Below are 24,764 nucleotides of genomic sequence, written 5' to 3'. Positions count from 1 at the left end.
AATCAATCCCCCTCCATGTATAATTTCCCGTCTTCCAATTTTCCATCTTCCATGCTCACAATCCTCTTTGCCTGCTTTGCAACTTTTAAATCGTGAGTTATCAATATTATAGTCTGACCATTTTTATGGAGTTCTTTCATAGTACCCATTATTTTCTCACTTGTCTTTCTATCCAAAGCACCTGTCGGTTCATCTGCCAGTATAATTTTCGGTCCTCCTGCAAGTGCCCTTGCAATAGCTACCCTTTGCTGCTGTCCACCTGAAAGTTGATTTGGCCTATGATACTCTCTTCCTTTAAGTTTTACCTTTTCAAGACACTCCATAGCCCTTTCCCTGCATTTTTTCTCACTTATTCCTCTGTACAAGAGAGGTACTTCTACATTTTCTACAGCATTCATTTTGGGAAGCAGATTAAAATTTTGAAATATGAATCCTATCTGCTTATTTCTTACGTCAGCTAATTCAGATTCACTCATCTCATTTATATTTATACCATTTAAAATATAGTATCCAGAATCACAGACATCAAGGCATCCAATTATATTCATAAGTGTAGACTTTCCGGAACCGGATGGACCAACAATTGAAACAAATTCGTTCTCAGATATACTCAAATTGATATTATCCAGTGCCTTTATTTTAGTATCTCCCATAGTATAGTACTTGCACAGATTTTTAATTTCTATCATAGAAGTTCTCCTTTCACGTGTATTCCGATTTTATCCCATAACTAATTTGTTCCTCTATTTTGGCTTGCACCATTTCCACCTTGTCTAGAATTACCTATTTCTCCGCTTCTCATCATTCCGAATCCACTTCTGCTTTTTGTTGAAGATTGACTTCCGCTTGAACTTTCAGTCTGAGGTAATTGAACTTTTTGTCCTTCTGTAAGCCCTCCGACTATTTGAACCATCTTTCCGTTATTAATTCCTATCTGAACTTGCTGCATTTTTCTTTTTCCATCGTCAGAAGACAGTATTACAAATTTTTTACCATTCATATCTCTTATTGCTTCTATAGGCACAGCAGGTACATTATTTTTTGATGCCGTTACTATGGAAGCTTCTGTAGACATTCCGGATTTTATGTTGTTTATTTTATCAAAATATATAATTACATTAAAAGTTGACACCCCATTTGAATAGGTTCCCTGCTGACTTATATCCTTGATAGTACCTGTAAAGCTGGTATCTGGAAATGCATTGACTTTTATATTGGCCTTTTGTCCAATTTTTAGATTTGGAACATCAGTTTCATCTACGGATATTGTGGTATAGAAATTCTTGTCATCAAATATGCCCAAAAGATCCTGATTTGGATTTACACTATCTCCTGCACTTACATTTACCTGACTTATTATTCCGTCATAAGGAGCTGTTATTGCAGCACTTCCATTTTCAAAAGCAACAAGTTCCTGTCCTGCAGTTACCGCCTGATCTTTGCTTACAAGTACCTGAGCTACAGTATCTGTTCCCCCGGCTTTAATTGTTCCACCATTCAGGGGCATAACACTTCCCGATCCGGAAACTGTGCTCTCAATATTCTGCTTAGTTACTCGAGCTTGTGAATACTGTAATTTATTGTTTCCGGATTTTTTTGTAGTATTTTTATATACTACAGCGCCTACTGCTATTATCACTATTATTATTGGAATAAGTATCTTTTTCACGATATAATCCCCTTCTTTCCATCAAATTTGTTTTTTATCTAAACTAAATATAAGTTTAGATTTCTTCTGTCACAGTTTTGTTACAATATTATTAATATTTTTTGACATAAAAATGCCCCTCCCAAGTAAACAAGTTTTTATTATTTCACCTGTCTACCTAGAAGGGAGCATTACCATTAATTGCACAACAGACTTACAATCAATTAAAGAGAGTGTTTTTTACAAGCTTTTAGAACAATTCCAACAAGGTCACGGATTATTTAAATAACTTTCCGCTTATTATCAATTTTTGTATTTCATTTGTTCCTTCGTATATCTGGGTTATCTTAGCATCCCTCATCATTCTTTCAACTTCATATTCTCTCATATATCCATTTCCGCCAAACAGCTGTACTGCCTCCGCTGTCACATGCATGGCCGCATCTGTGCAGGCAATTTTAGCTTTGGCTGCAGGTATTGAATATGGCTTTCCCTCTTGTTTGTCTATGGCTGCCTTGTATAGTATATATTTAGCTTCTTCTATCTCAAGATCCAATTCTGCCATTTTAAATGCCAGATACTGCTGCTTAAACAGCGGTTTGCCAAATTGAATTCTCTGCTTCATATACTGCTTTGCACGTTCAAAAGCTCCCTCTGCTATTCCAAGCCCCTGAGCAGCTACTCCTATTCTTCCTCCATCCAATGTACTCAATGCTATTTTAAGTCCCTTTCCTTCTTCAGGCACCAAATTTTCTGCCGGTACCCTGCAATTCTCAAATACAAGCTCCGACACCTGTGCTGCCTTTATTCCACACTTGTCCTCAATCTTACCTATTGAAAACCCAGGATATCCCTTTTCTACTATAAATGCCGACGATCCTCTGGGACCCTTGCTTTTGTCCGTTATTCCAAATACAAGGAATGTCTCCGAAAGGGGTCCATTTGTAATAAAACATTTGGTACCGTTTAATATATAATAATCTCCCTTTTTCTCCGCAGTAGTTGTTGCTGCAGACGCATCAGAACCTGCATTTGGCTCTGTCATTCCAAAGGAACCAAATTTTCTACCCGATAATAAGTCAGGAAGATATTTCTTTTTCTGTTCTTCCGATGCATTGTTGAATATTCCACCTGCACATAATGATGTTGTAACTGAATAAGATATTCCCATGGAAGCGTGCACTTTCGATATCTCTTCTACAGCCAGAACATATGAAAGATAATCTGCCCCGGAACCGCCGTATTCTTTGGGATAAGGCAATCCTATTAGACCCATTTCGCCCATTTTTTTATACTGTTCTACAGGAAATTCACTTTTTTCATCATTTTCAATGGCTATTGGCTTTAATTCCTTTTCAGCAAAATCTCTTGCTGTTTTTTGTACAAGTTCTTGTTCTTTTGATAATTCAAAATTCATCTGCTCTACCTCCTAAATTTATTTTTTCAATCCCATTAATTTGTCACAAAAGATTCTTTCATCCATAGTCTTTACTTTGTCCATCTTAGGCCTGAACCCCATTAAATCGAGTATATCCTTTTCAAGATCCACACCTGGAGCTATTTCTGTAAGATACAATCCATCGTTTTTCAATTCAAACACAGCTCTTTCAGTTATATACATAACCGGCTGTCTTATTTTTCTGGCATATTCCCCGCTGAAAGTAATCTGTTCAACTTTATCTAAAAACTTAGGTACTTTTCCTTCTTGAATTATTTTTAGTCTTCCATTTTCAGTCTCCACTTTTAAGCCGCCCGCAGTGAAAGTACCACAGAAAAATACTTTTTTGGCATTTTGGGTTATATTTATAAAACCGCCACATCCGGCTATACGTGATCCAAATTTGCTTACATTTATATTTCCACCTTTATCCGCTTGTGCCAGCCCTAAAAATGCCAGATCTGTCCCTCCACCATCGTAGAAATCAAATTGATAGGCTTCATCTATAATTGATTCAGCATTTATACATGCACCAAAAGCTGATCCGCCCATAGGCACACCCCCTATGGGCCCTGCTTCTACAGTCATCGTCATATATTCCCCAATTCCCTCTTCATTGGCTACGGCTGATATCACCTCGGGTATTCCTATACCAAGATTTACAACGGTATCCGGTTCAAGTTCCATGGCACCTCTCCTGGCTATTATTTTTCTGGCGTTTAACTTAGGGCTTTCTATATCTCCAAGAGGTATTCTAACTTCACCTGTTAAAGCAGGATCGAATCCGCTGCATCCGAAAAACTGTTCATGGTACTCAGGTTCAGCAACCACAACAGCATCGACGTATATCCCAGGTATCTTTACAAGCCTTGGATCCAATTGTCCTACATCTACAACCTTTTCAACCTGCACTACAACAGTACCTCCCGTATTCTTACATGCCTGTGCTATTGAAAGCACATCTATGGTAGCTACTTCTCTTTCCAGTGAAATATTGCCGTTTTTATCTGCATAAGTCCCGCGGAGGAAACATACATCAATGTCGAAGGACTTATAAAATAATTTTTCTTCCCCTTCAATATCTATAAGTTTTACTATATCCTCTCTAGTGACATCGTTTAATTTTCCTCCTTCTATTCTCGGATCTACAAAAGTATTCAAACCCACATGAGTTATAGTTCCTATTCTCTTACCAGCTATATCCCTATACAGCTGAGATATTGTACCCTGTGGAAGATTATATGCCTCTATCCTATTCTCCACTGCCATTTTTCCCAATTCAGGTGATAAGTTCCAGTGTCCCCCCACAACTCTCTTTACAAATCCCTCATGTGCAAAATGATCTACACCTTTCCCTTTGCCATCTCCTTGAGCTGCAGAATATACCAAAGTTAAATCATTTGGATGACCTGTCTTCTGAAAACGATTTTCCAGCGCTGTCGTAAGTGCTTCAGCACATAGACTTCCTACAAAACCGCTTGTGACGATCACGTCTCCCTCATTAACTAGTTCAGCTGCTTTGGAGGATTTTAAAAATCTTAAACCCATGATAAACCCCTCTCTTTATTTAACGATCTTTGAAATTAGCTTTTCTTTTCTCCAGGAAAGCATTCATGCCTTCTTTTTGATCTTCAGTGGAAAAACATAATCCGAACGAATTTGACTCATATTTGAGCCCTGCCTCCAGATCCACGTCTAATCCATTATTTATAGAGGCTTTTGCCAGCCTAACTCCCCATGGAGATTTACTCATCACCTTTTTGGCAAACTCTTCTGATTTTGATATCAATTCATCAGGCTCATAGACTTTATTGGCAAGTCCTATACGGTATGCCTCCTGGGCATCTATCATATCTGTGGAAAATATCAATTCTTTGGCTCTACCCTTACCTACCAATCTTGGAAGCCTCTGTGTTCCTCCAAAACTTGGAAGTATCCCAAGATTGACTTCAGGCTGTCCAAATTTGGCTTTCTTTGAAGCAAGCCTTACATCACATGCCATGGCGAGCTCACACCCGCCGCCTAACGCATAACCATTAACTGCTGCCACAATTAACTTAGGTAAATTTTCTATTTCAGAAAATACCTTTTGTGCAAGTCTTGAAAAGTTTGCTGCTTCCATCGAATTTAACTTACTCATTTCCACTATATCTGCACCTGCTACAAAAGATTTTTCTCCGGCTCCTGTTACTATTACCGCTTTCACATCCCGTTTTTGGGATATTTCACCTACAACTGAATCCAATTCTGTTAAGGTTGCACTATTGAGTGCATTGAGTGCCTTGGGTCTATTGATAGTAACATAAGCTATACCGTTTTTCTCCCTTAAAATTACATTGTCCATTATACATCCCCCATTTTGTGCCACATAATTGGCAATTATTTTTTACTTTGTAAACATTATTTATGTTAACGTTTAATTCAATTATACTTGTATGCAAATTATTTGTCAACAAATAATTGTAAAAAATTGAACTATTTATTTTTTTACAAACAATGAATAATTTTATTCTCAAATTACAATAGAAACCCATATATTACAGTAGCTGCCGCACATATGCTTCCTCCTACTATGGATTCATACGGGATAAGTTTCATACGATCAGATATATTCATTTTAACAGATTGTGCAGATACCAGGAAAAAATTCCCGTGAGGTAGATGGTCAACCACCACTGCCCCGGTATGGACCATAACTGCCGCACTTATTGGAGATATACCCATTGCCAAAATTGCCTTTCCAAATGATCCTGTAGCCAAAATAGCACCGGTAGATGTGGAAGCAGTAGCCGCACCCATCAATATGCCTGAAATCGGAGCCAATAATGTTCCTGAAATTCCAGATGATTTAATGATACCTACTATAACTGAGCTCAAATTAGAATTAGAAATAATACCTGCTATAGATCCTGCTCCAATTAATAAAATAGCCGTGCCAGACATTCTATTTAATCCGGATGTCGTATATTCAATAACTTTTTTGGTTTTTCCCATAGCCAACAACCCTATTAACCCTGCCAGAGGGAGAATTATCATAGAGTCTATACTTATCTTCTTTAGAAAGGATATATTCAAAATATTGCCAATAGGATTAATACCTAACAATACAATTGCCACAATAGGAGCAACCATAGCTTTTAAAAAACTCGGCCTTTCATTATCAATCGATTTTGTTTTCACAACCAAATCCGAATCCTTAATTTGAACACCCTTTTTACTAAGTAATGCACCTACGATGCAAGTCACTATTAATCCTATTACAGCCGGTATAAAACCAGCTATCATAACCTGAGTCAATTCCAGATTAAATCCTTTTGCCACAGCTATAGTATTCGGATTTGGAGATATCACGTTCCCGGCCTTTCCTCCACCCACCATGGTTAAAAGGACTGCAGTCTTTGAAATGCCAACCCTTTTAGCTACAGATAAAGCAATAGGCGCCACTATAATAATTGCAACAGTTACAAATACTCCTACAGCAGTAATTATCAAAGTTGCTACAGCAATAGCTAATAATGCTTTTTTCTCACCAAGTTTTTCAACTATTGTTTCAGCAATCTTTTCTGCAGCTCCAGATTCAATAAGCACTCCTGCCAGCACTCCGGCAGTTAGTACACGTACCACGGCAGGCATTACACTATTGGTGCCTTCAATAATAATTGTAACTGTCTTATTCAGACTTGCTCCTCCCAAGACCCCTCCTATAATAGATCCTCCAAATAAAGCATATACGGGATTTACCTTTTTAAGAATCAGTACTATGGCAAGCACTAGTCCAAATACGGCACCACCCCAACTAATAGCAATTCCAGTCATTTTTATTTACCTCCAATTTTTTATTTTATAAAAATTAACCTTAGGCCTATCCTGCATGCTTATCTAAACCTTTACAGTTAAATTAAAATTATCATTTTCCTACCAGCATCTAGTAATTTTATTTTAATTGTATACAAATAATTTGTCAACGAATTATTTGGCAAATTCAATTCTGCCATACAAAAAAAACGGCGATGAAATTCGTCGCGAAAATTGATTGGCAGTATAGAATTTTATTTTGAAAATAAAAAAAATCACTGTCTTAAACATCAATAACAGTAATTTCTATCCTTCATATTTATAAAAATATTAAAAATATAGTTTATCTCACCTATAAAAAAATTAACGCTTTGCAATTAACTTTAAAAATTTTTTTAATTGTTTCTGTTCATCATCTGTAAATATTTCAAGCATATAGTTATTGACTCTATCTACAATTTTTTCCGTAGATTTCTGAAGCTTAGAGCCCTTTTCAGTAACAATAACTTTAAGTGTCCTTCTATCTTGAGGATTTCCAGCTCTTCTTATAAGATCCTTAACTTCCATTCTATCAAGTATTCCAGTAATAGTAGAACCATCTAGACCCAAAACATCAGCTATCTGTTTGGGCGTTTGACTTTCTTTCCCCCAAAGACATTTTAGCACACCATATTGAGCAGGTGTTACATTAAATTCTGACAGCTCCGATTTGAGGCACTGAAATACATTACGTTGTGCTCTCGACAATAAAAAGTTGATACATTCATTGATCTCCATAATAACTGCTCCTCATATAAGGTATTGATTCTTTTGCCATTGCCTATTGTAAATAGTGTACCTACATTATAAAGCTTTGCTTTATCATTTGTCAAAAAATTATATGCTAATTTTGACTTAGCAAAATGCCTATTATATTACCTATCGTTGCAAGTGGAACAGTATCTTTTCTTGTGACAGAAACAGTAATAGCCCCTTCAATCATCGTTTCAATGGCCATACCCAATTCTTCAGCTTTCTGCTCTGTGAATCCATTTTGCAGCAATTTTTCAGCGTAAACATGACTCAGTGCCATAAATACATTTTTGCAAGCTTCTCTCAAGATCTCATTTGAAGAATATGTTTCCAATGCTATTAAACTTATCGAGATATCCTGAAGCTTATTTTCTTTTTTTAAGTCATTCATTATATTATTTATTAAATACTTTATGGCTTTAATAGGATCCGAATATTCATTTAGTGCAGTTCCCACCCTTTTTATTATAGATTTGTTTGCCAGTTGAATTGCTTCTAAAGCTAATTGTTCCTTACCATCTGGAAAATAATAATAAAGAGAGCCCTTAGGAGATTTGCTTTCCTTTAAAATTTCATTTAATCCAGTAGCATTGAATCCTTTGATTTGGAAAAGCTTAGCGGCAGTGTTGAGTATTTTTTCCCTCGAATTATTTTTAGAATTCATAAGATACGCCCTTCTACAAATAAAATTATTATAACTAGTCTATATAATAGATTATTATAATTTAACTTCTATGTCAATATGATTTTATTAAAAAAACCATGTTTAAATCTCTTTTAAAGTATATAATATACCTGGACGTACATAAATGGAGATGTTACAATGAAATACAAAAAAAATGCTTTAATAATTTCAATATCAATTTTGTTTTTATTTTCTCTTGGATTTATTTATGGAGCAGAATTATCTCATAAAAAGTCGAAGACAATATCGGCCAATAATTCTTCTGTGGAATCTCAAAAATATATGAATAAAAGGGAAAGTAATGTACAAAACATCAGTTTAAAAGATCAAAATAATTTTAATCCCTATAGATCGGATGGAAGAAAAGTTGTATATCTGACTTTTGACGATGGACCTTCTGCAAACAATACTCCTCAAATATTGAAGATATTAAAAAAATACAATGTAAAAGCTACATTTTTTTTAATTGGTAAAAATGCAGAACGAAATAAAAGCCTCGTAAAAGAAGAGGCTGCCGGTGGAAATATAATTGGAAATCATACTTATTCCCATGACATGAGATATATTTATTCAAACCCGAAGATATTCATCAGTGATGTAAAAAGATGTGATGGAATATTAAAATCCATATTGGGGAATAACTATAACTTAAAACTCATAAGATTCCCAGGAGGTTCTTTCGGGCAGAAATTGCAGCCATTTAGGGAAGAAGCTAAAAAAAATGGATATCAATATGTAGATTGGAATGATCTGACCGGTGACGCTGAACATAACGGAGTTCCCGTAGAACACCTGATAAATAAGGTCAAAAGATACTCCAACCATGATCACCTAGTTGTATTAATGCACGATGCACCCACGAAAGTTACTACTGTACAGGCATTGCCTCAGGTTATAGAATATTTTAAATCACAGGGTTATTCCTTTGAAACATTGAAATAATATATAGGGACTGCTGCAAAATTAATTGTGCGGCAGTCCCTACCCAATTGTCATCTTTATTCAATTTAAAACGTCAGAAAACTTTAACCCGATTGGTATAAATCTTTTAATTTCTGGAATGCATAAAAGGATCTTTTTATCATCTCCGGATCAACACAATAAGATATTCTTACATATCCAGGACATCCAAAATCATCTGACGGCACAATTAGAAGATTAAATTTCTTTGCATTTTCAGAAAAATCAACTGCATTTTCTTCCAATGACCTTACAAACAGATAAAATGCACCATCTGGTCTGACACATCGATAACCCATCTTGTTAAGCCCATCATACAGTAATTTTCTATTTGAATCATACAATGCTATATCCGACGTTTTCCCAAGGCACTGCATGATTACCCTCTGGAACAGACTCGGGGCACATACATATCCAAGGGAACGTCCTGCACCGCATACCGCCGTATACACATCCCGGGCATTTTCCACAAAACTTGGAATCAGGATATATCCTATTCGTTCTCCTGGAAGTGAAAGCGATTTGCTGTACGAATAACATATAATTGTATTTTCGTAATAATCAGGAATATAGGGCACCTGTATGCCGTCATATACAATTTCCCTATAGGGTTCATCCGATATGAGGTACAAAGCTTTTTTATATTCTTTGGATTTCCTCTTCAACAAACCTGCCAAAGACCTCAATGTCTTTTCTGAATAAACAACACCCGATGGATTATTTGGAGAATTTATTATTATTCCTCTTGTATGAAAATCAATAGCTTTTTCCAGCAAATTCACCTGAATTTGAAAATCTTCCGGATCCGCCGGTACTGCTATGACCTTTGCGCCTGCATTTTTTATAAATACTCTGTACTCCGGAAAATAAGGTGCAATAATAATAAATTCATCTTCGGAACTTACAGTAAGAGCTTTAAGTGTAATGGACAGCGAGGCCGCCGCCCCACACGTCATATAAAAATTCTCCGCCTTAAGCTGGCAATTAAACTTACCGTTCATATAATCAGCTATATTTTTTCTAACTTCAAAATCTCCCTGTGCAGAAGTATAACCATGAATCTCATCTGACTTTTTCGTCTTCAGCAGCTTTATTATAGATTCTTTTACACATTCCGGTGCCGGAACAGTCGGATTTCCAATACTGAAGTCAAATATATTTTCTTTCCCAACAATTGCAGCTTTCTGTTTTCCATATTCAAACAGATCTCTGATTACAGAACGTTTTGCTCCCAGTTCATACATTTCTTTTGATACCATCATGTCACTCCTTTCTTTTCATCTTTCATGCAATGCCATTTTTTGCTATTTAACGGCTGCTGCAGACAATACCAGAGACAGGTACTTTTCTTCGGCGGAGGACCCTCTTGATGTTAAAACAATGGGAACTCTGGCTCCGACAATAAACCCTGCCATTCTTGCACCTGCAGAACACAGGAGAGATTTTCCCAGTATGTTTCCTGCCGTGATATCAGGAGAAATTAAAATATCTGCATCCCCTACCACAGGACTGCTGTAACCCTTTAATTCAGCTGATTTTTTGCTCACGGCCAAATCATAAGAAATAGGTCCTTCTACAATGCAATTTTTGATTTTTCCACTTCTGTTCATTTTTTTCAATATATATGCATCAACGGACTCGGGCATCTTAGGATTAACCTTTTCAACGGCAGCCAAAACAGCAACTTTGGGATTTTCATACCCCATGGCAATAAGTGTGTTGACAGCATTTTCAATAATTTGCCTTTTTTCATCCAAATTTGGGTACATCATCATTCCACCATCTGTAGTTACCATTAATTTGTGATAATTAGGAACTTCATTAAAGACAAAATGAGACATAACATTCCCTGTTCCAAGTCCTTTTTCTTTATTTACCACTGCTTTTAAAATATCAGAAGTCTGGATTTTCCCCTTCATAATAAAATCCACTTTATTCTGATGTATAAATTCTACAGCCTTCTCTGCCGCAGCATTGTCATTTTCCACGTCAATAATTGTACTATCATCCAGGCGTTCTTTCAATTTTTCCAGAACTCCCTCTATTTTTATTTTGTCACCTATCAATATGGGCTCTGCAATACTGTTTCTTTTTGCTTTAAATACAGCCATCAAAGTATGCTCATCCTGTGCAGCAACTACTGCCACTCTTTTTCTTTTTCTAGAACCTTGAACACTTTTAATCAATTCTGCAAAATTCTTAAATACCATACTTCTCCTCCTTCAGCTCTCGTGCAAAACATTACTGGCAAACTATCTCACAATAACTGCAACGAGCAAATATTATACCAATGTCCACTTTATCATCAACCGGGCACTTTAGCTTTAAAAAGATCACAAAAAAACTAATAAAAGGGTCAATAGGTGCATTAATTCATCCTATTAACCCTTTTAAGTTCTCTGCCTCTTCAGCATCAAGTTTTTTAAGTTTCAAACATCACTTATCTTCTACCAGAATATTTACATAAAAATCTTCTGGATTTACATTTTTCTTCAAAAGTCCCTGTTTTCTAAACCAGTTTATATTGTTCTGCCATACACTTTTATCCTGACTCAGAAAAGGTTCATTTTTTGATTCCATTTTAGGCAGAAGTATGCTTAAACTTTTCTTTTCTACATTTTCCTTAAGGGGAAAACTCCCTTTTTGTTGGTTGTCCATAAGTATTTTCAAAGCCTTATCTGGATTATTCTTTGTATATTCAAAACCCTTTTGTGCAGCTTTCATGAATTTTTTAATGGTTTCAGGTTTTTCTTTAAGAGTCTTGTCACTAGTTACAAATACTTCTTCATAATAGTTAGGCACTCCATATTTAGAGGGATCAAAATAATTCACAGGATGATTTTCATTTTCCATCATGAGGACCTCGTGATTTATAAGACCTCCCGTAGTAGCATCTACCTTTTTAGTTACCATTGACGATAGGAGATCAAATCCCACATCTACCATTTTAACATTTCCCGGATTTCCGCCATCCTTTTTAACCATGGTTTTTACATATTCAGTGTTAAGTGGATTTCCCGAATAACCCACAGTTTTTCCCTGAAGATCCTTAGGAGATTTTATATTATTTGATTTTAAAGCTATTATTACATTCAAAGGAGTGTGTACTACTGCTCCGACAGATTTTACAGGCACACCCTGGTTGGCCCTTGCAATTATAAGATCCGGCTGATAATAAATCCCAAGAGTTGCCCTGCCCGCCGCCGGAAGGGTAAGCGGATCTGTAGGATCGGACGGAAACTTAATGTTTACTTTAAGTCCCTCCTCTTTAAAATACCCTTTTTCAATGGCCGCATATATAAAACTATGTATGGCATTCGGATACCAATCAAGCACCAAATCCACATTTTCCAATTTTCCACTGCTGCTCTGGGGCGATTTGCTGCCGCATCCTGTTAAGCTCACCACTATCAGGACTGACAGCATAAAAGCCAAAACTTTTGATTTCTTCAAGCTTCATTCCTTCCTTTCACTATTTTATTTTCAAGAATACCTATGATTTTAACCATAATAAGTGCGACTACAGATAATATTACAATAGGTGCAAAAACTCCAGCGCCGTCCAGCTGTGTCATCATCCTCTTGCTAAAATATCCAAGACCTGCCTGTGCCCCAAGCCATTCACTTATAGCTGCACCGACCACACTCAGCGGTACTGCTATTTTAAGTGCAGAAAAGAAATAGGGAAGCGATGCCGGGAATTTCAACTTTATAAATATGTCTTTTTTACTGGCACCATAGGTAAAAAGAAGTTCTTCCATATCTTTTCTTGTAGAGCGAAGTCCGTCATATACATTTATTGTTATGGGAAAAAATGTTATAAGTATTGTAACCAGTACCTTGCTCCATATTCCATATCCAAACCACAGCACAAATATTGGAGCAAGTGCAGTTATTGGAACTGTCTGAGTTACAATTACAATTGGATAGAGAGCCCTCTGTATTTTTTCGCTGATATTCATGGCAGCAGCAAGAAGTACACCAAATACTACGGATATGCCAAGTCCTTCAAGAGTCACACTAAGGGTTGCGGGCAAATGAACCAAAAATAAGATATCTTTTAATTCCCATATTTTTTTTATTATCACCGTAGGCGAGGGAAGTATATACATCGCATCTATATATCTGGCAATTCCCTCCCATGCTGCAAAAAACAATATGCTTATTATTATGGAGGATCTATATTTTTTCAAAATTTTGCCCCCTTTTTAAGTTCTTCTATAAGTTTTGATTTTACTTTCAGAATATCAGGAGTATCAATCATATCTCTTTTTCTTGGATAACCCAGATTCATCTTTATTTCCTTGAATTTTCTTATGGGGCTTCCATCCGTCACAAATATTCTAGTAGATAAAAAAAGAGCTTCTTCCACATCATGAGTTATAAACAATATGGTTTTATTCAGTTTTGACCACTTATCCAGAAGCCACTCCTGCATTGAAAGCCTCGTTATCGCATCTAATGCACTAAAAGGTTCATCCAAAAGAAGTACCTTAGAACCTGTAAGAAGAGTTCTCGTAAAAGACACCCTCTGGCGCATACCACCTGACAAATCCTTCGGAAATTTATCCTTATACTTTTCCAGGCCAAAATCCTGAAGCATTTTTTCCGCTTCATGCCTGGCCTTTTTTATATCTCCACCCTTGATTTCAAGAGGCAGTGAAGAATTTTGAAGTATAGTTCTCCAGGGTATCAAAAGATCATTCTGGGGCATATACCCTATATAGCCTCCTTTTAAAGTATTTATATTTCTGCCTTCCAGGAATATATCACCTTCAAATGGTTTCTCCAATTTGCAAATAAGCCTGAATATAGTACTCTTGCCGCATCCGCTGGGACCCACTATGCTTATAAATTCACCTTTATTTACCTTGAAACTCAGATTTTTTATTATGAAATCAGGGTCTTCGTCATATTTAAAACTTATATTTTTAAATTCCAGCATAATTACAAATTACATCCCCTTATTGTATGCCATATCCCAAAACATGCTTTCATATTTACTGGTATTTATAAAAATTTTCTCCAGTTCCTTAAATTTATTTTCAGATATATTCACAGTCAGCCTGTCGATTAAATCAATCAACCACTTAGTTTCTCTTTCATAGTCTTTTGAAGAGTACCCCCTTATCCACTGTCCATAAAAATTATTTTCAACAGCTCCTTTTATTTTGCTCAGCTTACTGCCAATTAAGAAATAACTCCACATACAGGCCAGCAGGGAAGCCGTTAAATTAGTCAAATCTCCCAGCTGTGAAACCGACAACATGTAATTCGTGTAGGAAATATTCTCCATACTAGCTTCGGTATTCTCTATATCCTTTCTTGTAATACCAAGTCTTCTCATATAGCTCCTGTGTATATCCATCTCGCCGTTCAATATATTGTCCACCATCTTTGAAAAGCCCTGCATAGTTCTCTCATCCTTGGCTTTGACTATTCCAAGTGCATATATTTTTACATAATCCAGAAGATATATGTAGTCCTGAATCATGTAAAACTTAAATTTATCCACTTTCAAACTTCCATCTGCCATTCCCTTTATAAAGGGATGTCTGTAATAAGAGTCCCATATAGTATTTACACTTTTGTATAATCTTGCAGATGTTTTCATATAACCACCCCATTTACAATTTACAGTTGATAATTAACAATTGACAACTATCAACTGCTAATTGTCAATTGATATTAATATTGTTCGGATAAAAAAGGTACAAACTCTCAAATGTTTGTACCTTTATTTGGCTAACTTAAAATGTAACCTCTTCCTACGCTGGCATTAACCAGATCAGGTACAATTTAGGGTCTAAGAATTAAATTCCTACTCTCAGCCAGTAACACCAGCACCCCCGGGATCATTGTAAAATTATTTGATTTTACACTTCCAAACCAACACTCATAATACTACAACAATTAAAATTAATCAATGCCCCCATTCAATCCAGTGAATAAATTATATCTCCCAGTTTGTTCGCCTCTTCCTTATCATGAGTTACCAATATAACTGTTCTTTTATTTTCCCTGTAGAGCAATAAAAACTTATTTATTATGTCACCCTTTAATCTACTATCCAGCCCTTTAAAAGGTTCATCCATCAAAAGCAAATCACTATCATAGGCAAAAGCTCTGGCAAGCGCAACCCTTCTCTTCATACCTCCGCTTAGCTCCCGGGGAAATTTATCTCTGCAGTCCCACAATTCAACCATATTCAAAAATCTATTTACGGTTGATTGGACCTTATTTTTATTCATATTGGACTTCAATACAAAAGCCACATTTTCATATACATCAAGATGTGAAATAAGCCTGTCTTCCTGAAAAACATAGGATATTTTATTGCTCTGCAAATATACCTCTCCATTATAATCTTTTTCAATTCCACTTATAATGTTTAAAAGAGTAGTTTTTCCACAGCCGGAAGGTCCAAATACAACCGTAATTCTATCCTTTAAAAAGTTGAGACTCAAATCCGTAAATACAGACAATTTGCCATAGGATTTATTCAAATTCCTAATTATAACTTCATATCTATCGTCATCTTTCATAAAAAATATCCTCTCTAGATCGCACAATTTTTGGATAAATAATACTTGAATATCTTTTCAAAAGTGAAACTCAGTATAACAACTACAATAGTCCATGCAAACAACTCGGGAGTTTCAAGGGTTGTCTTAGAATTTAAAATATTCAATCCTATGGAGTAATTAGGTGTACTCAATACCTCTGAGGCCACCGATACTTTCCATCCAATTCCAAGACACATCAATATGCCAGATACAATATAATTTTTTATGCTGGGAAGATATATGTCTTTCAGCAGATACTTCCCTTTGACTTTATATACATTTGCCATCTGAATCAAACCTTTATCCACCGATTTTATTCCCTGAATAACATTTGTGTATACTATGGGAAAACATATTAAAATAGCTGTAAAAATAACCACATGGGATGAAGTAAACCAAATCAAGGCTATAATAATTATTGACATAACGGGAGTTGCCTTCATTGTAATTATAAGAGGATCCAAAATCTCCTCTACAAGTCTATTCAAACCTGCAATTACCCCCAATACAATGCCTATGACTATTGATATCAAAATTCCTAAAATCACCCTCACTATGCTGCTAAATACACTTTTCCAGAAATAAGTTCCCCGTGCAAGAATAAAAAGTGTTTTTATAACTTCAAAAGGCGATGGGAGAATAAGCGAATTACCTATAAAAAGAGAGCAAAGCTCCCACACAAACAGCCAAAAAAGAAGTATGCATAATTTTTTAATTGCCGTTGTTTCCACTGTAATAGAAATTTTCATCTGGTATCTTTCCTCCAACGGATTTTGGATCGCTCTGGTATAAAACTTCATAAAATTTCTGAAGAATTTGCTTCCCATCTTTCGCATTTATAAAGACCATATTACTCCTCGGTATAGCCATTTCAGCAACTTTGGCCTTTGGTAATATACCATATTTTTGAATCAGTTTTCCAGCCTCTGATTTGTTTGAATTTACAAAATTAACGGAATCTTTATATTTACTTAAAAACTTATCTAAATCTTTTCCCCTTTTATCTATAAATGATTTTCTGAAAACAATAGTACCCATAGCCAGCTTACTTTGTCCACCCGAAGCTTTATTCCATTCTTCAGTTAAATTTATAGGTACCTGCAGGCTTTTGTCCTTCATTTTTACAGTAGTTACAAAAGGTTCCGGCAGTACTGCCAAATTGACTTTTTGGGACGACACTGCCGCTGCCAAATCACTGTGATTCATTTTATAATCTACAATTACATCTTTTCCCGGTTCAAGTCCATTTTTTCTCAATATGTAATTCAATATGAATTCAGGAGCAGCACCCTTATCACTGGAATAAATGGTTTTTCCTCTCAAATCCGCTATATTTTTCACTGCACTGCCATTTTCCACAATGTATAAAACGCCCAGGGTGTTTATGCCGACCACTTTAACCGCACCTTTAGTCTTATTGTATAAAATAGAAGCCAGGTTTGAAGGAACCGCTGCCCCGTCTAACTCTCCATTTATAAGTTTAGAGGTTATTTGATCCGGTGAATCATATAAAGTTATGTTATAATCCTGTTTGTCTTCCATAAGTTTTGCCATTCCCATTCCAGTAGGACCTTTCAGAGCCGCAATCCTTATGGCCTGATTTTTGGAATTGTCAGACGAAGTACTGTCCGTACTGCCGGAGCAGCCTGCTGCAAATAAAGTGGATATTACAAGCACTAAAGCCATAATGAATACGCCAATTTTCTTTTTCATAAAAATCCCCCTTAAAACAACTTAATATTATCATATTTTCTATTATAACATTATTTTTGAATTTTAATTGCAATTAAGCCTCAAAATTGATTACATTCCATGGATAAACAGTAAATAATATAAATTAAAAGAAAAATTTGTTGTTGACATAATAAATTTATTATACTACAATAAATTTACTAGCAATTCATGGCAGTGAATACTGATAATATCATGGTAATTTGAAACATTCTTAAATTCCATAACTTTAAATTCATATCTTAAACTGGTCCTCCATTATGTTATGCAGGGCACAGCAATAGTTATAAATGTTACCTGACAAAATACTATTCATGAATATAACATGCTTTCCATTAATATAATAAAGTTATGTGTGATAATTTAAATTTATTTGGGAAATAACATTCTTATTAAAACAAGCAGGAATGTTTATTCAATATAAGAAATTTAATTAACACAAGGGAGGAATCAATATGAAAGCATTACTTTTAGCTGGGGGTAAAGGTACTAGATTAAGGCCTCTGACAAACAAGTTACCAAAGCCCATGGTTCCAATTATGGGAAAACCGCTCATAGAGAGAGTGATAACAAAGTTGAAGGAATCAGGAGTTACTGAAGTAGTTCTGAGTACATGCTATAAATCAAATTACATTAAAAACTATTTAAATAACGGGTCAAAATTAGGAGTAAAAATTGACTACGTTTCTGAAGATATCCCACTGGGAACAGGCGGTGCTATAAAAAATTCCGAAAAATTTTTTGATGACACATTTATAGTTCTGAATTCCGACATAGTAGACAACATATCTTATAGAGATTTTGTAAAATTCCACAAGAAGAAGGGAGCTTCGGTTTCCATTGCAATGACAAAAGTTAAAGATCCTTCTCAATATGGAGTTATAGAATTTGGCCACGATAAATATATAAATGCCTTTAAAGAAAAGCCAAAAGCAGGAGAAACAGATTCAAAATGGATAAATGCTGGAGCTTATGTATTTGAGCCGGAAGTTTTTAAAGAAATTCCAAAAAATAAGGTAATTTCAATAGAAAAGGACATTTACCCGCTGCTGCTTGAAAAGCACTATAAAATGGCTGCTTATGAGTACAATGACTATTGGATTGACGTGGGAACTTTGAAAAAATATATACAGGCTCATATAGATATACTTCACAGCAGCTGCAATAAATTCAGAAAAACCAATAATATTTCAGATATAAAAAACATAATCTTTAAAAATAAAAATGTAAGAATATCACCAAACGCAAAAATAGTAGGGCCGGTATTCATAGGGAATAATTCCTCTATTGATGATGGCGCCCAAATAGGACCTTATACAGTTATAGGAAGCAATTGTCAAATAAACAAGATGAGTACTATAAGTAGAAGTGTCCTTTGGGACAGAATAAAGATAAACGAAAATGTAAATATAGCAAATTCCATAATAGGATCAGATTGTACTATAGACAAATATTGCAAATTGCTCAACACAGCACAGGTTTCAAATGATTACGATAATAACAATCTACTTGCTATATAAAAAAACTAAAGAGGTGAATACCATTGAGTAAAAATATAATTTTTTTAAGTACTTATCCTCCCCGAGCGTGTGGAATAGCCACTTTTACTGCTGATTTGATCAAAAATCTAAAAAACAAATTTCCTTCTGACAATTATAAAATAGCTGCCATAAACGATGAAAATTACAAGTACGGAAATGAGGTATCTTTTGTCTTAAATCAGTTTGACAGAAAATCCTATATACGTCTTGCAAATTCAATAAATAATTCCAACACGGATTTAGTGGTTATAGAACATGAATACGGAATATACGGAGGAGACTGCGGAGAATATTTACTGGATTTTATAAACAATTTGAAAATCCCATTTATAACAACTCTTCATACCATACTCTCAAAACCAAATAAAAACCAGCGAGAAATACTCAAAGTATTGGGCAGTAAAAGCAAGAAAATAATCACCATGGGAGAAAATTCCATAGGAATCTTAAATCAAGTGTATGACATACCGGAAAATAAAATTGCAGTAATACCTCACGGTGTACCTGATATTGCCGTAGAAAGTAAAAAGACCCTAAAAGAAAAATTAGACTGCAAAGGCAGAAATGTAATAAGCACATTTGGGCTTCTGGATCCCGGGAAGGGAATAGAATATGCCATTGAAGCCATAAGTCAGGTAGTTGAAACCCATCCTAAGGTACTTTATCTAATACTAGGTGAAACTCATCCCTGTGTACGAAAAGCCCATGGAGAAAGTTACAGAACCAAATTACAAAATTTAGTTTCAGAGCTTCATATAGAAGATAACGTACGTTTTGTAAATAAATATCTTACAAAAAAGGAAATAGTACAGTATTTAACACTGTCCGACATATATGTAACACCTTATCTGGCAACTGAACAAGCAGTAAGCGGTACACTGGCTTATGCCGCAGGATATGGAAAAGTAATAGTTTCAACTCCCTACAGATATGCCAAGGAAATGTTAAAGGATGGAAGGGGAATGCTTGCCAAATCAAAGGATTCAAGCTCTCTGGCAAAAGCCATATTATACCTGTTGAATAATCCAACGGCCAGGAAAAGTATGGAAAAAAAGATGTTTAATACAGGTAAAAAAATGAAATGGCCTTATGTAGCACAACAATATGAGAATCTGTTTTCAAACACAATTAAAACCAGTAAAATTACAAAGCAGGTGGTGTAAAAAATGCGTATTTTTGAAGAAGAAAACTCAGTACCACTTTTTATAGCAACGGATGATACGGGAATCATCCAGCACAGTGTATTTTCAGTGCCTGATCCAAACTCCGGCTACACTACAGATGATAATTCAAGAGCTTTAATTACAGCTGTAATGCTCTATGAAAAATTCAAAAGCAAAAAATATTTAAAATTATTATTGACATACAGTTCATTTTTGTTGTATGCCCAAAATAAAAAAGGTACTTTTAAAAATTTCATGGATTACAATAGAAATTTTATAGAGGAAGAAGGATCTCAAGACTGTTTTGGAAGGTGCCTGTGGGCGCTTGGATATACCTTCAAGTCGGAAAGTGTACCACAATCCATAAAATCTGCAGCTTTAACCATGATATACAGGGCGCTTCCCAATATAAATTCATTGACCAATATAAAGGGGAAAGTCTATTCACTGCTGGGATTAAACCTTATTTACAAGGTTTTGGAAAGGAAAAACAACTCTGGTGTTATGAAAGAACCTATGGATAGATATTTAAACGGTATTGAAATTTCAAAAGTCAACAATGTACCGGTAAAAAATATGGAAGATCTGATGAACATTGCAAAAAGTGAAATAATAAATATATGTCAGTATCTCATAGATAGTTTTAAAACTCATTCTGAAAATTCATGGCATTGGTTCGAAGACAGCCTGACTTACGGGAATGCAATACTTCCATGCAGCCTATTGAGAAGCGGAAACATTTTAGGCAATAAATACTATTTGGATATTGCACTTGAGTCATTGAATTTTCTGGAAAAGCTCTGCTTTGCAAAGGGATATTTCAAACCCATAGGCAGCAACACCTGGTTTAAAAAAGGAGATTCAGCTCCTTCCGAATTTGACGAACAACCCATAGAAGCCTGCGGTATGTGCATCATGTATACAGAAGCATATAAAATATTCAAAAATCAAAAATATCTTGACAAGGCATATGCCTGCTATGAATGGTTTTGCGGAAAAAATTCTAGAAACAAGATTTTGGTGGATGAATTTACCCATGGAAGCTATGACGGAATAATGAAAACACATATAAATTTAAATGAAGGCGCTGAAAGCATACTTGCAAAAATAATAACTGAACTCACATTGGATACCTTACAATAGTCTAAAGTCTAATTTATTTGTAGTCATAACATCATAGTCTACAAACAAATAACTGCCAGTTTCTGATTTAAATCAAAAACTGGCAGTTATTTATTATCCTACTTATACATTTTCCCGAATTCATCCGCAGTAAGTATTGCAGAATAGACATCTTCTTCTGTTACCTCAAAAGGCATATTTCCCATAGTGTCATTTTTGCCGCAGGAAATCTCCGCCACTTTCATTATATCATCCTTATTTATTTCATTGATTCCAAGATCCTCCAGCGTAATTGGAAGCCCTAATTCCACGCAAAAATCTATTACCTCCCCTATTTCCTCCGCAGGACTATTTTCAAGAATCAATTGAACTAAAGTCCCAAAAGCAACTTTTTCTCCATGATATAGATTATGGCATTCCCTGATTGCCGTAAATCCATTATGAATGGCATGGGCAGCTGCCAGTCCACTGCTTTCAAATCCAATTCCACTCAGATAGGTATTTGCTTCAATTATATTTTCCAATGCCTTTGTAGACACTTTATTTACAACAGATAATTTGGCCTTAAGCCCATCTTCAAGCAGCGTATCGTAGCACAGTCTTGAAAGTGCAAAGGCGGCTTTTGTAACTTTACCTCCTGCCATGGTAACTGCCCCGGATCTGACGCAGGCCCTGGCTTCAAAATAGGTTGCAAGGGCATCTCCCATCCCTGAAACAAGAAGTCTTACCGGAGCTTTGGCCACTATCGATGAATCCACAAGCACTATATCCGGATTTCTAGGAAGTACCAAATACTCGCTAAACACACCTTCATCCGTATATATTACAGAAAGCGCACTGCAAGGTGCATCAGTAGCCGCTATAGTGGGAACTATTACAACTGGAGTACCTGCATAATATGCCACTGCCTTTGCAGTGTCAAATATCTTTCCCCCACCTACACCAATTACCACATTGCTGCCATTCTGTTCCATTTTCTTGCGTAATCTATCTATTTCGCTTTTAGAACATTCTCCATTAAAAGATTCAAAATTCAATGAACAGTTTTTTCCCTTGAAACTCTCCTCTATCTTGCCTCTTGTCCTTTTGATACCATTTTCACTAGCTATTACAAAAAAACTGTCACCGAGTTCCTTGACATAATCTGCTATCTTATTGAGCTCTCCATTACCCTGTATATATTTTCCCGGAGAAATGATAATTCTGGACATTTTTAACCACTCCCTTAATTGTAGTTATTTTAACAATTACATTATACTATAGTAGAACATAATATAAAATACACATCTATCACGTTATTGTACAAATATTTTATCTTCCCCAACATAATTCAAAACTATACCATAAATAAAATCCATCATACTTTTAAAGTGCATCTTCGAGTAGGTACATACACCTTCCTGCACTTTAAAAGGATAAGAGAGTAAAAATGACTGAGTGTTCGATCTCATCATGTTTTTAAAATAATTCTTTGAAATTCTAAAAACTCCTATACTGATATCCTGTATTTTTTCTGCTGGAATAATTTTAAAAGTTTTTTCGATACATTTTTTATAATATCTATCCCAATTTTTAACATATAGTGCCGGATCAAAACATATTCTGACTTTCCATCCTCTGTCCAGAGCATTTTTTGCCGATTTTAGCCTTGAATCCAAAGTTGGTGCCCTGTGCTCATATTTTCGGGCAATCTCATCCGGTGAAATTGTCCACGCAAGTATCACATTATCTATAGGTTTGATATTCTCCATACTTTTAAAATTAGAGCTTTTTGTTCTAATTTCTACCTTTAAATTGTCTCTTTTTTCAGCAAACTTCAACCATCTATGTAAAAATCCAGTTATATTTTCAAAAGACATCATATCTGTATCATAGGATATGCAGATATATGCCGGGTGTCTCTTCAAGATACGGTCTACCTGGGCAAAAATATCCTCTATATTGACAAATATAACTATATTTGCCGAGGAATACATCCCCTGAAGATAGCAGTACTCGCAATCATAAATGCAATTTATAATAGAAGACGTATAATAAAAATATTTGTTTCCAAAATCATTACAGACTTTAGCTCCCTTATAGATTAAATTTCCATCATTATAGGCCAATATCAATTTGGCAGATTCTTTTTGAACCGAAAATGTCTGATTATGTCTGCAGAAAATATCCTTGTAATGTTTTATCCTTATTACCCTTGAATTTTTAAATTTTGAAAGAATAGCCCTGGTATTTTCATTTTGGAAGATTCTGTCCTCTACATAAATATGAGAAAACCTAGATGAAATTAAGCTGTTGTTCAAGTTTTTCAAAGTATACCTTCCCCTCCCTCTTAGTTTTACAGCAAATTTGTGTAAATGGCTCCAGGGCAAGCAGTAAATCACCATTCCTTATTTTATAGGCTCTGGCCAATTTTTTGAGTTTTTCCTGCATGGATACCGACAAACTGAGATTGGATATAATTTCATTTATATAATCCATATCTCTCTCATCAAGTACATTTTTAGGCTTTCCACACCCCCTGGCGACATCATACATCCACTTGCAGATTTCCTCTATATTTTTCCCAACCAAACTGCCTTTTTCTCTCTCCTCCAGAGTACCGCTGCTTAAATATCCCGACACTATTTTCAAGCAGTAAATTCTGTGAGCGGGCAGAAATATGGATGCGGATTGAAAAAAAGCGGCCCCTTCCTTATCCAAAATATCTCCCTTTGATTTTTCAAGTTTTTTATTATCCAAAACACCTGGGAAACTTTCCAGACACCCTTCTTCAAAAGGGTGTTTAAATATCATATCAGGATAAAAATCACTATTTGTATCACTATCCATTATCTTATTGCAAAGCACTGCAGTGCCTTTTTTCAAGTTTCTATTTCTGCTTACACACAGCCCCACATTTATAAAGATGTCATATTCATCCATGTCAAATTTACCTGCAGCATAAGCACAGGCGCTGGCAGCATTAACAGCACCTTTTTTACTCACTATGACTACAATCTCGTTGTTTTTAAAAACCTGAAACTTTTTTATATTCCTGTCTTTTTTCAAAGAAAATTTCTTTATAAAAGGCTCTGCTTCACAATGCAATACTGTCGATATAAAAATCAATATATTTACCTCCACTTTTATTCAATTCACAATTTACAATTTACATTAAGTTCTACTGTATATAATAAGAAAGAACCTGAATAAATTCAAGGTCCTTTCTTATCAAAATATTATTTTCTGTCAGTCTTTGCTTTAACCTTGACATCATCTTCCTGTATCTTGAACTTGCACGTCTCCTCATTCAACTTCTCTACAATCTTGTTAAGCTCCGATGC

General features: G+C 35.4%; 24 protein-coding genes and 1 riboswitch. Of the genes, 4 read left to right on the top strand and 20 right to left on the bottom strand.

The genetic code is table 11. From position 1 onward, the window contains the following. Positions 1–2 precede the first annotated feature (2 nt). The 8 genes from AB8S09_RS10150 to AB8S09_RS10115 form a co-directional block, all read right to left on the bottom strand. Positions 3–689: an ABC transporter ATP-binding protein gene (locus AB8S09_RS10150; protein WP_369869067.1), complete on the bottom strand. Its 687-nt coding sequence runs from the start codon at positions 687–689 to the stop codon at positions 3–5. Between the two features lie 41 nt (positions 690–730). Next, a complete protein-coding gene (locus AB8S09_RS10145; RefSeq protein ID WP_369869066.1) occupies positions 731–1,669 on the bottom strand; it encodes an efflux RND transporter periplasmic adaptor subunit in 939 nt (312 codons plus the stop codon). Between the two features lie 256 nt (positions 1,670–1,925). Further along, positions 1,926–3,065 (bottom strand): acyl-CoA dehydrogenase family protein, encoded by a 1,140-nt coding sequence (locus AB8S09_RS10140; RefSeq protein ID WP_294181805.1) that lies wholly within the window; start codon positions 3,063–3,065, stop codon positions 1,926–1,928. Between the two features lie 18 nt (positions 3,066–3,083). Further along, the gene (locus AB8S09_RS10135; protein WP_369869065.1) at positions 3,084–4,634 is read right to left on the bottom strand and encodes an acyl CoA:acetate/3-ketoacid CoA transferase; all 1,551 of its coding nucleotides are present in this window, start codon (positions 4,632–4,634) and stop codon (positions 3,084–3,086) included. Positions 4,635–4,653: 19 nt separating this feature from the next. After that, entirely contained in the window at positions 4,654–5,430 is a 777-nt protein-coding gene (locus AB8S09_RS10130) for an enoyl-CoA hydratase-related protein (protein ID WP_369869064.1), read from the bottom strand. 173 nt (positions 5,431–5,603) lie between these two features. Beyond that, a complete protein-coding gene (locus tag AB8S09_RS10125; protein ID WP_294181811.1) occupies positions 5,604–6,902 on the bottom strand; it encodes a GntP family permease in 1,299 nt (432 codons plus the stop codon). Positions 6,903–7,244: 342 nt separating this feature from the next. Further along, a complete protein-coding gene (locus AB8S09_RS10120) occupies positions 7,245–7,658 on the bottom strand; it encodes a MarR family winged helix-turn-helix transcriptional regulator (protein WP_294181812.1) in 414 nt (137 codons plus the stop codon). A 106-nt stretch (positions 7,659–7,764) separates the two neighbouring features. Continuing rightward, positions 7,765–8,337 carry a TetR/AcrR family transcriptional regulator gene (locus AB8S09_RS10115; RefSeq protein WP_294181814.1) on the bottom strand — a complete coding sequence of 191 codons (573 nt, stop codon included), beginning with the start codon at positions 8,335–8,337 and terminating at the stop codon, positions 7,765–7,767. 159 nt (positions 8,338–8,496) lie between these two features. Between AB8S09_RS10115 and AB8S09_RS10110 the strand changes: the two genes are divergently transcribed. Then, the gene (locus tag AB8S09_RS10110; RefSeq protein WP_294181816.1) at positions 8,497–9,300 is read left to right on the top strand and encodes a polysaccharide deacetylase family protein; all 804 of its coding nucleotides are present in this window, start codon (positions 8,497–8,499) and stop codon (positions 9,298–9,300) included. A gap of 83 nt (positions 9,301–9,383) precedes the next feature. Here the strand turns inward: AB8S09_RS10110 and AB8S09_RS10105 are convergent, their stop codons facing one another. The 9 genes from AB8S09_RS10105 to AB8S09_RS10065 form a co-directional block, all read right to left on the bottom strand. Further along, positions 9,384–10,577, bottom strand: a complete 1,194-nt coding sequence (locus AB8S09_RS10105) for a pyridoxal phosphate-dependent aminotransferase (RefSeq protein WP_294181859.1) — start codon at positions 10,575–10,577, stop codon at positions 9,384–9,386. Positions 10,578–10,622: 45 nt separating this feature from the next. Beyond that, positions 10,623–11,528, bottom strand: a complete 906-nt coding sequence (locus AB8S09_RS10100; protein WP_369869063.1) for a bifunctional enoyl-CoA hydratase/phosphate acetyltransferase — start codon at positions 11,526–11,528, stop codon at positions 10,623–10,625. A gap of 226 nt (positions 11,529–11,754) precedes the next feature. After that, positions 11,755–12,771: an ABC transporter substrate-binding protein gene (locus AB8S09_RS10095; protein ID WP_294181820.1), complete on the bottom strand. Its 1,017-nt coding sequence runs from the start codon at positions 12,769–12,771 to the stop codon at positions 11,755–11,757. Further along, positions 12,768–13,511 carry an ABC transporter permease gene (locus tag AB8S09_RS10090; RefSeq protein WP_294181822.1) on the bottom strand — a complete coding sequence of 248 codons (744 nt, stop codon included), beginning with the start codon at positions 13,509–13,511 and terminating at the stop codon, positions 12,768–12,770. The genes AB8S09_RS10095 and AB8S09_RS10090 overlap by 4 nt, the downstream gene beginning before the upstream one ends. Continuing rightward, positions 13,508–14,263, bottom strand: coding sequence for an ABC transporter ATP-binding protein (locus AB8S09_RS10085; protein WP_294181824.1), 756 nt, complete (start codon positions 14,261–14,263; stop codon positions 13,508–13,510). Before AB8S09_RS10085 ends, AB8S09_RS10090 begins: the two co-directional genes overlap by 4 nt. Positions 14,264–14,272: 9 nt before the next feature. Continuing rightward, positions 14,273–14,932, bottom strand: a complete 660-nt coding sequence (gene tenA / locus AB8S09_RS10080; protein ID WP_294181826.1) for a thiaminase II — start codon at positions 14,930–14,932, stop codon at positions 14,273–14,275. A gap of 134 nt (positions 14,933–15,066) precedes the next feature. After that, positions 15,067–15,179: riboswitch (TPP riboswitch) on the bottom strand. 75 nt (positions 15,180–15,254) lie between these two features. Beyond that, positions 15,255–15,863 (bottom strand): ABC transporter ATP-binding protein, encoded by a 609-nt coding sequence (locus tag AB8S09_RS10075; protein ID WP_294181828.1) that lies wholly within the window; start codon positions 15,861–15,863, stop codon positions 15,255–15,257. A 14-nt stretch (positions 15,864–15,877) separates the two neighbouring features. Further along, positions 15,878–16,633 carry an ABC transporter permease gene (locus AB8S09_RS10070; RefSeq protein WP_294181831.1) on the bottom strand — a complete coding sequence of 252 codons (756 nt, stop codon included), beginning with the start codon at positions 16,631–16,633 and terminating at the stop codon, positions 15,878–15,880. Next, positions 16,596–17,597 (bottom strand): ABC transporter substrate-binding protein, encoded by a 1,002-nt coding sequence (locus AB8S09_RS10065; RefSeq protein ID WP_294181833.1) that lies wholly within the window; start codon positions 17,595–17,597, stop codon positions 16,596–16,598. Before AB8S09_RS10065 ends, AB8S09_RS10070 begins: the two co-directional genes overlap by 38 nt. A gap of 473 nt (positions 17,598–18,070) precedes the next feature. Between AB8S09_RS10065 and AB8S09_RS10060 the strand changes: the two genes are divergently transcribed. From AB8S09_RS10060 to AB8S09_RS10050, 3 genes are read left to right on the top strand one after another with little or no spacing between them, the layout of a single operon-like run. Further along, positions 18,071–19,135 (top strand): nucleotidyltransferase family protein, encoded by a 1,065-nt coding sequence (locus tag AB8S09_RS10060; protein WP_294181835.1) that lies wholly within the window; start codon positions 18,071–18,073, stop codon positions 19,133–19,135. Between the two features lie 23 nt (positions 19,136–19,158). Beyond that, positions 19,159–20,319 (top strand): glycosyltransferase family 4 protein, encoded by a 1,161-nt coding sequence (locus tag AB8S09_RS10055; RefSeq protein ID WP_294181837.1) that lies wholly within the window; start codon positions 19,159–19,161, stop codon positions 20,317–20,319. 3 nt (positions 20,320–20,322) lie between these two features. Further along, entirely contained in the window at positions 20,323–21,462 is a 1,140-nt protein-coding gene (locus tag AB8S09_RS10050; RefSeq protein ID WP_294181839.1) for a glycosyltransferase, read from the top strand. A 98-nt stretch (positions 21,463–21,560) separates the two neighbouring features. Here AB8S09_RS10050 and AB8S09_RS10045 read toward each other — a convergent pair whose 3' ends face one another. The 3 genes from AB8S09_RS10045 to AB8S09_RS10035 form a co-directional block, all read right to left on the bottom strand. After that, complete coding sequence (locus tag AB8S09_RS10045; protein WP_294181841.1) at positions 21,561–22,652, bottom strand: glycerol dehydrogenase; 1,092 nt, start codon at positions 22,650–22,652, stop codon at positions 21,561–21,563. A gap of 84 nt (positions 22,653–22,736) precedes the next feature. Next, positions 22,737–23,750 carry an SPL family radical SAM protein gene (locus AB8S09_RS10040; protein ID WP_294181843.1) on the bottom strand — a complete coding sequence of 338 codons (1,014 nt, stop codon included), beginning with the start codon at positions 23,748–23,750 and terminating at the stop codon, positions 22,737–22,739. Next, positions 23,716–24,549, bottom strand: coding sequence for a hypothetical protein (locus AB8S09_RS10035; protein WP_294181846.1), 834 nt, complete (start codon positions 24,547–24,549; stop codon positions 23,716–23,718). Before AB8S09_RS10035 ends, AB8S09_RS10040 begins: the two co-directional genes overlap by 35 nt. Positions 24,550–24,764: the final 215 nt, after the last annotated feature.

The organism is Clostridium lapidicellarium (assembly GCF_041224415.1).
GTDB lineage: Bacteria > Bacillota > Clostridia > Clostridiales > Clostridiaceae > Clostridium_B > Clostridium_B lapidicellarium.
Note: the sequence above shows the minus strand (reverse complement) of the source record. Positions and strands in the feature narration are given on the sequence as shown.

What these genes read in the sequence shown, in the direction of transcription:
- AB8S09_RS10070 (WP_294181831.1), bottom strand. Translation starts at nt 16,633, where the DNA reads ATGAAAATTTCTATTACAGTGGAAACAACGGCAATTAAAAAATTATGC.
- AB8S09_RS10150 (WP_369869067.1), bottom strand. Translation starts at nt 689, where the DNA reads ATGATAGAAATTAAAAATCTGTGCAAGTACTATACTATGGGAGATACT.
- AB8S09_RS10065 (WP_294181833.1), bottom strand. Translation starts at nt 17,597, where the DNA reads ATGAAAAAGAAAATTGGCGTATTCATTATGGCTTTAGTGCTTGTAATA.
- AB8S09_RS10050 (WP_294181839.1), top strand. Translation starts at nt 20,323, where the DNA reads ATGCGTATTTTTGAAGAAGAAAACTCAGTACCACTTTTTATAGCAACG.
- AB8S09_RS10105 (WP_294181859.1), bottom strand. Translation starts at nt 10,577, where the DNA reads ATGGTATCAAAAGAAATGTATGAACTGGGAGCAAAACGTTCTGTAATC.
- AB8S09_RS10045 (WP_294181841.1), bottom strand. Translation starts at nt 22,652, where the DNA reads ATGTCCAGAATTATCATTTCTCCGGGAAAATATATACAGGGTAATGGA.
- tenA (WP_294181826.1), bottom strand. Translation starts at nt 14,932, where the DNA reads ATGAAAACATCTGCAAGATTATACAAAAGTGTAAATACTATATGGGAC.
- AB8S09_RS10130 (WP_369869064.1), bottom strand. Translation starts at nt 5,430, where the DNA reads ATGGACAATGTAATTTTAAGGGAGAAAAACGGTATAGCTTATGTTACT.
- AB8S09_RS10100 (WP_369869063.1), bottom strand. Translation starts at nt 11,528, where the DNA reads ATGGTATTTAAGAATTTTGCAGAATTGATTAAAAGTGTTCAAGGTTCT.
- AB8S09_RS10075 (WP_294181828.1), bottom strand. Translation starts at nt 15,863, where the DNA reads ATGAAAGATGACGATAGATATGAAGTTATAATTAGGAATTTGAATAAA.
- AB8S09_RS10110 (WP_294181816.1), top strand. Translation starts at nt 8,497, where the DNA reads ATGAAATACAAAAAAAATGCTTTAATAATTTCAATATCAATTTTGTTT.
- AB8S09_RS10140 (WP_294181805.1), bottom strand. Translation starts at nt 3,065, where the DNA reads ATGAATTTTGAATTATCAAAAGAACAAGAACTTGTACAAAAAACAGCA.
- AB8S09_RS10135 (WP_369869065.1), bottom strand. Translation starts at nt 4,634, where the DNA reads ATGGGTTTAAGATTTTTAAAATCCTCCAAAGCAGCTGAACTAGTTAAT.
- AB8S09_RS10115 (WP_294181814.1), bottom strand. Translation starts at nt 8,337, where the DNA reads ATGAATTCTAAAAATAATTCGAGGGAAAAAATACTCAACACTGCCGCT.
- AB8S09_RS10120 (WP_294181812.1), bottom strand. Translation starts at nt 7,658, where the DNA reads ATGGAGATCAATGAATGTATCAACTTTTTATTGTCGAGAGCACAACGT.
- AB8S09_RS10125 (WP_294181811.1), bottom strand. Translation starts at nt 6,902, where the DNA reads ATGACTGGAATTGCTATTAGTTGGGGTGGTGCCGTATTTGGACTAGTG.
- AB8S09_RS10060 (WP_294181835.1), top strand. Translation starts at nt 18,071, where the DNA reads ATGAAAGCATTACTTTTAGCTGGGGGTAAAGGTACTAGATTAAGGCCT.
- AB8S09_RS10085 (WP_294181824.1), bottom strand. Translation starts at nt 14,263, where the DNA reads ATGCTGGAATTTAAAAATATAAGTTTTAAATATGACGAAGACCCTGAT.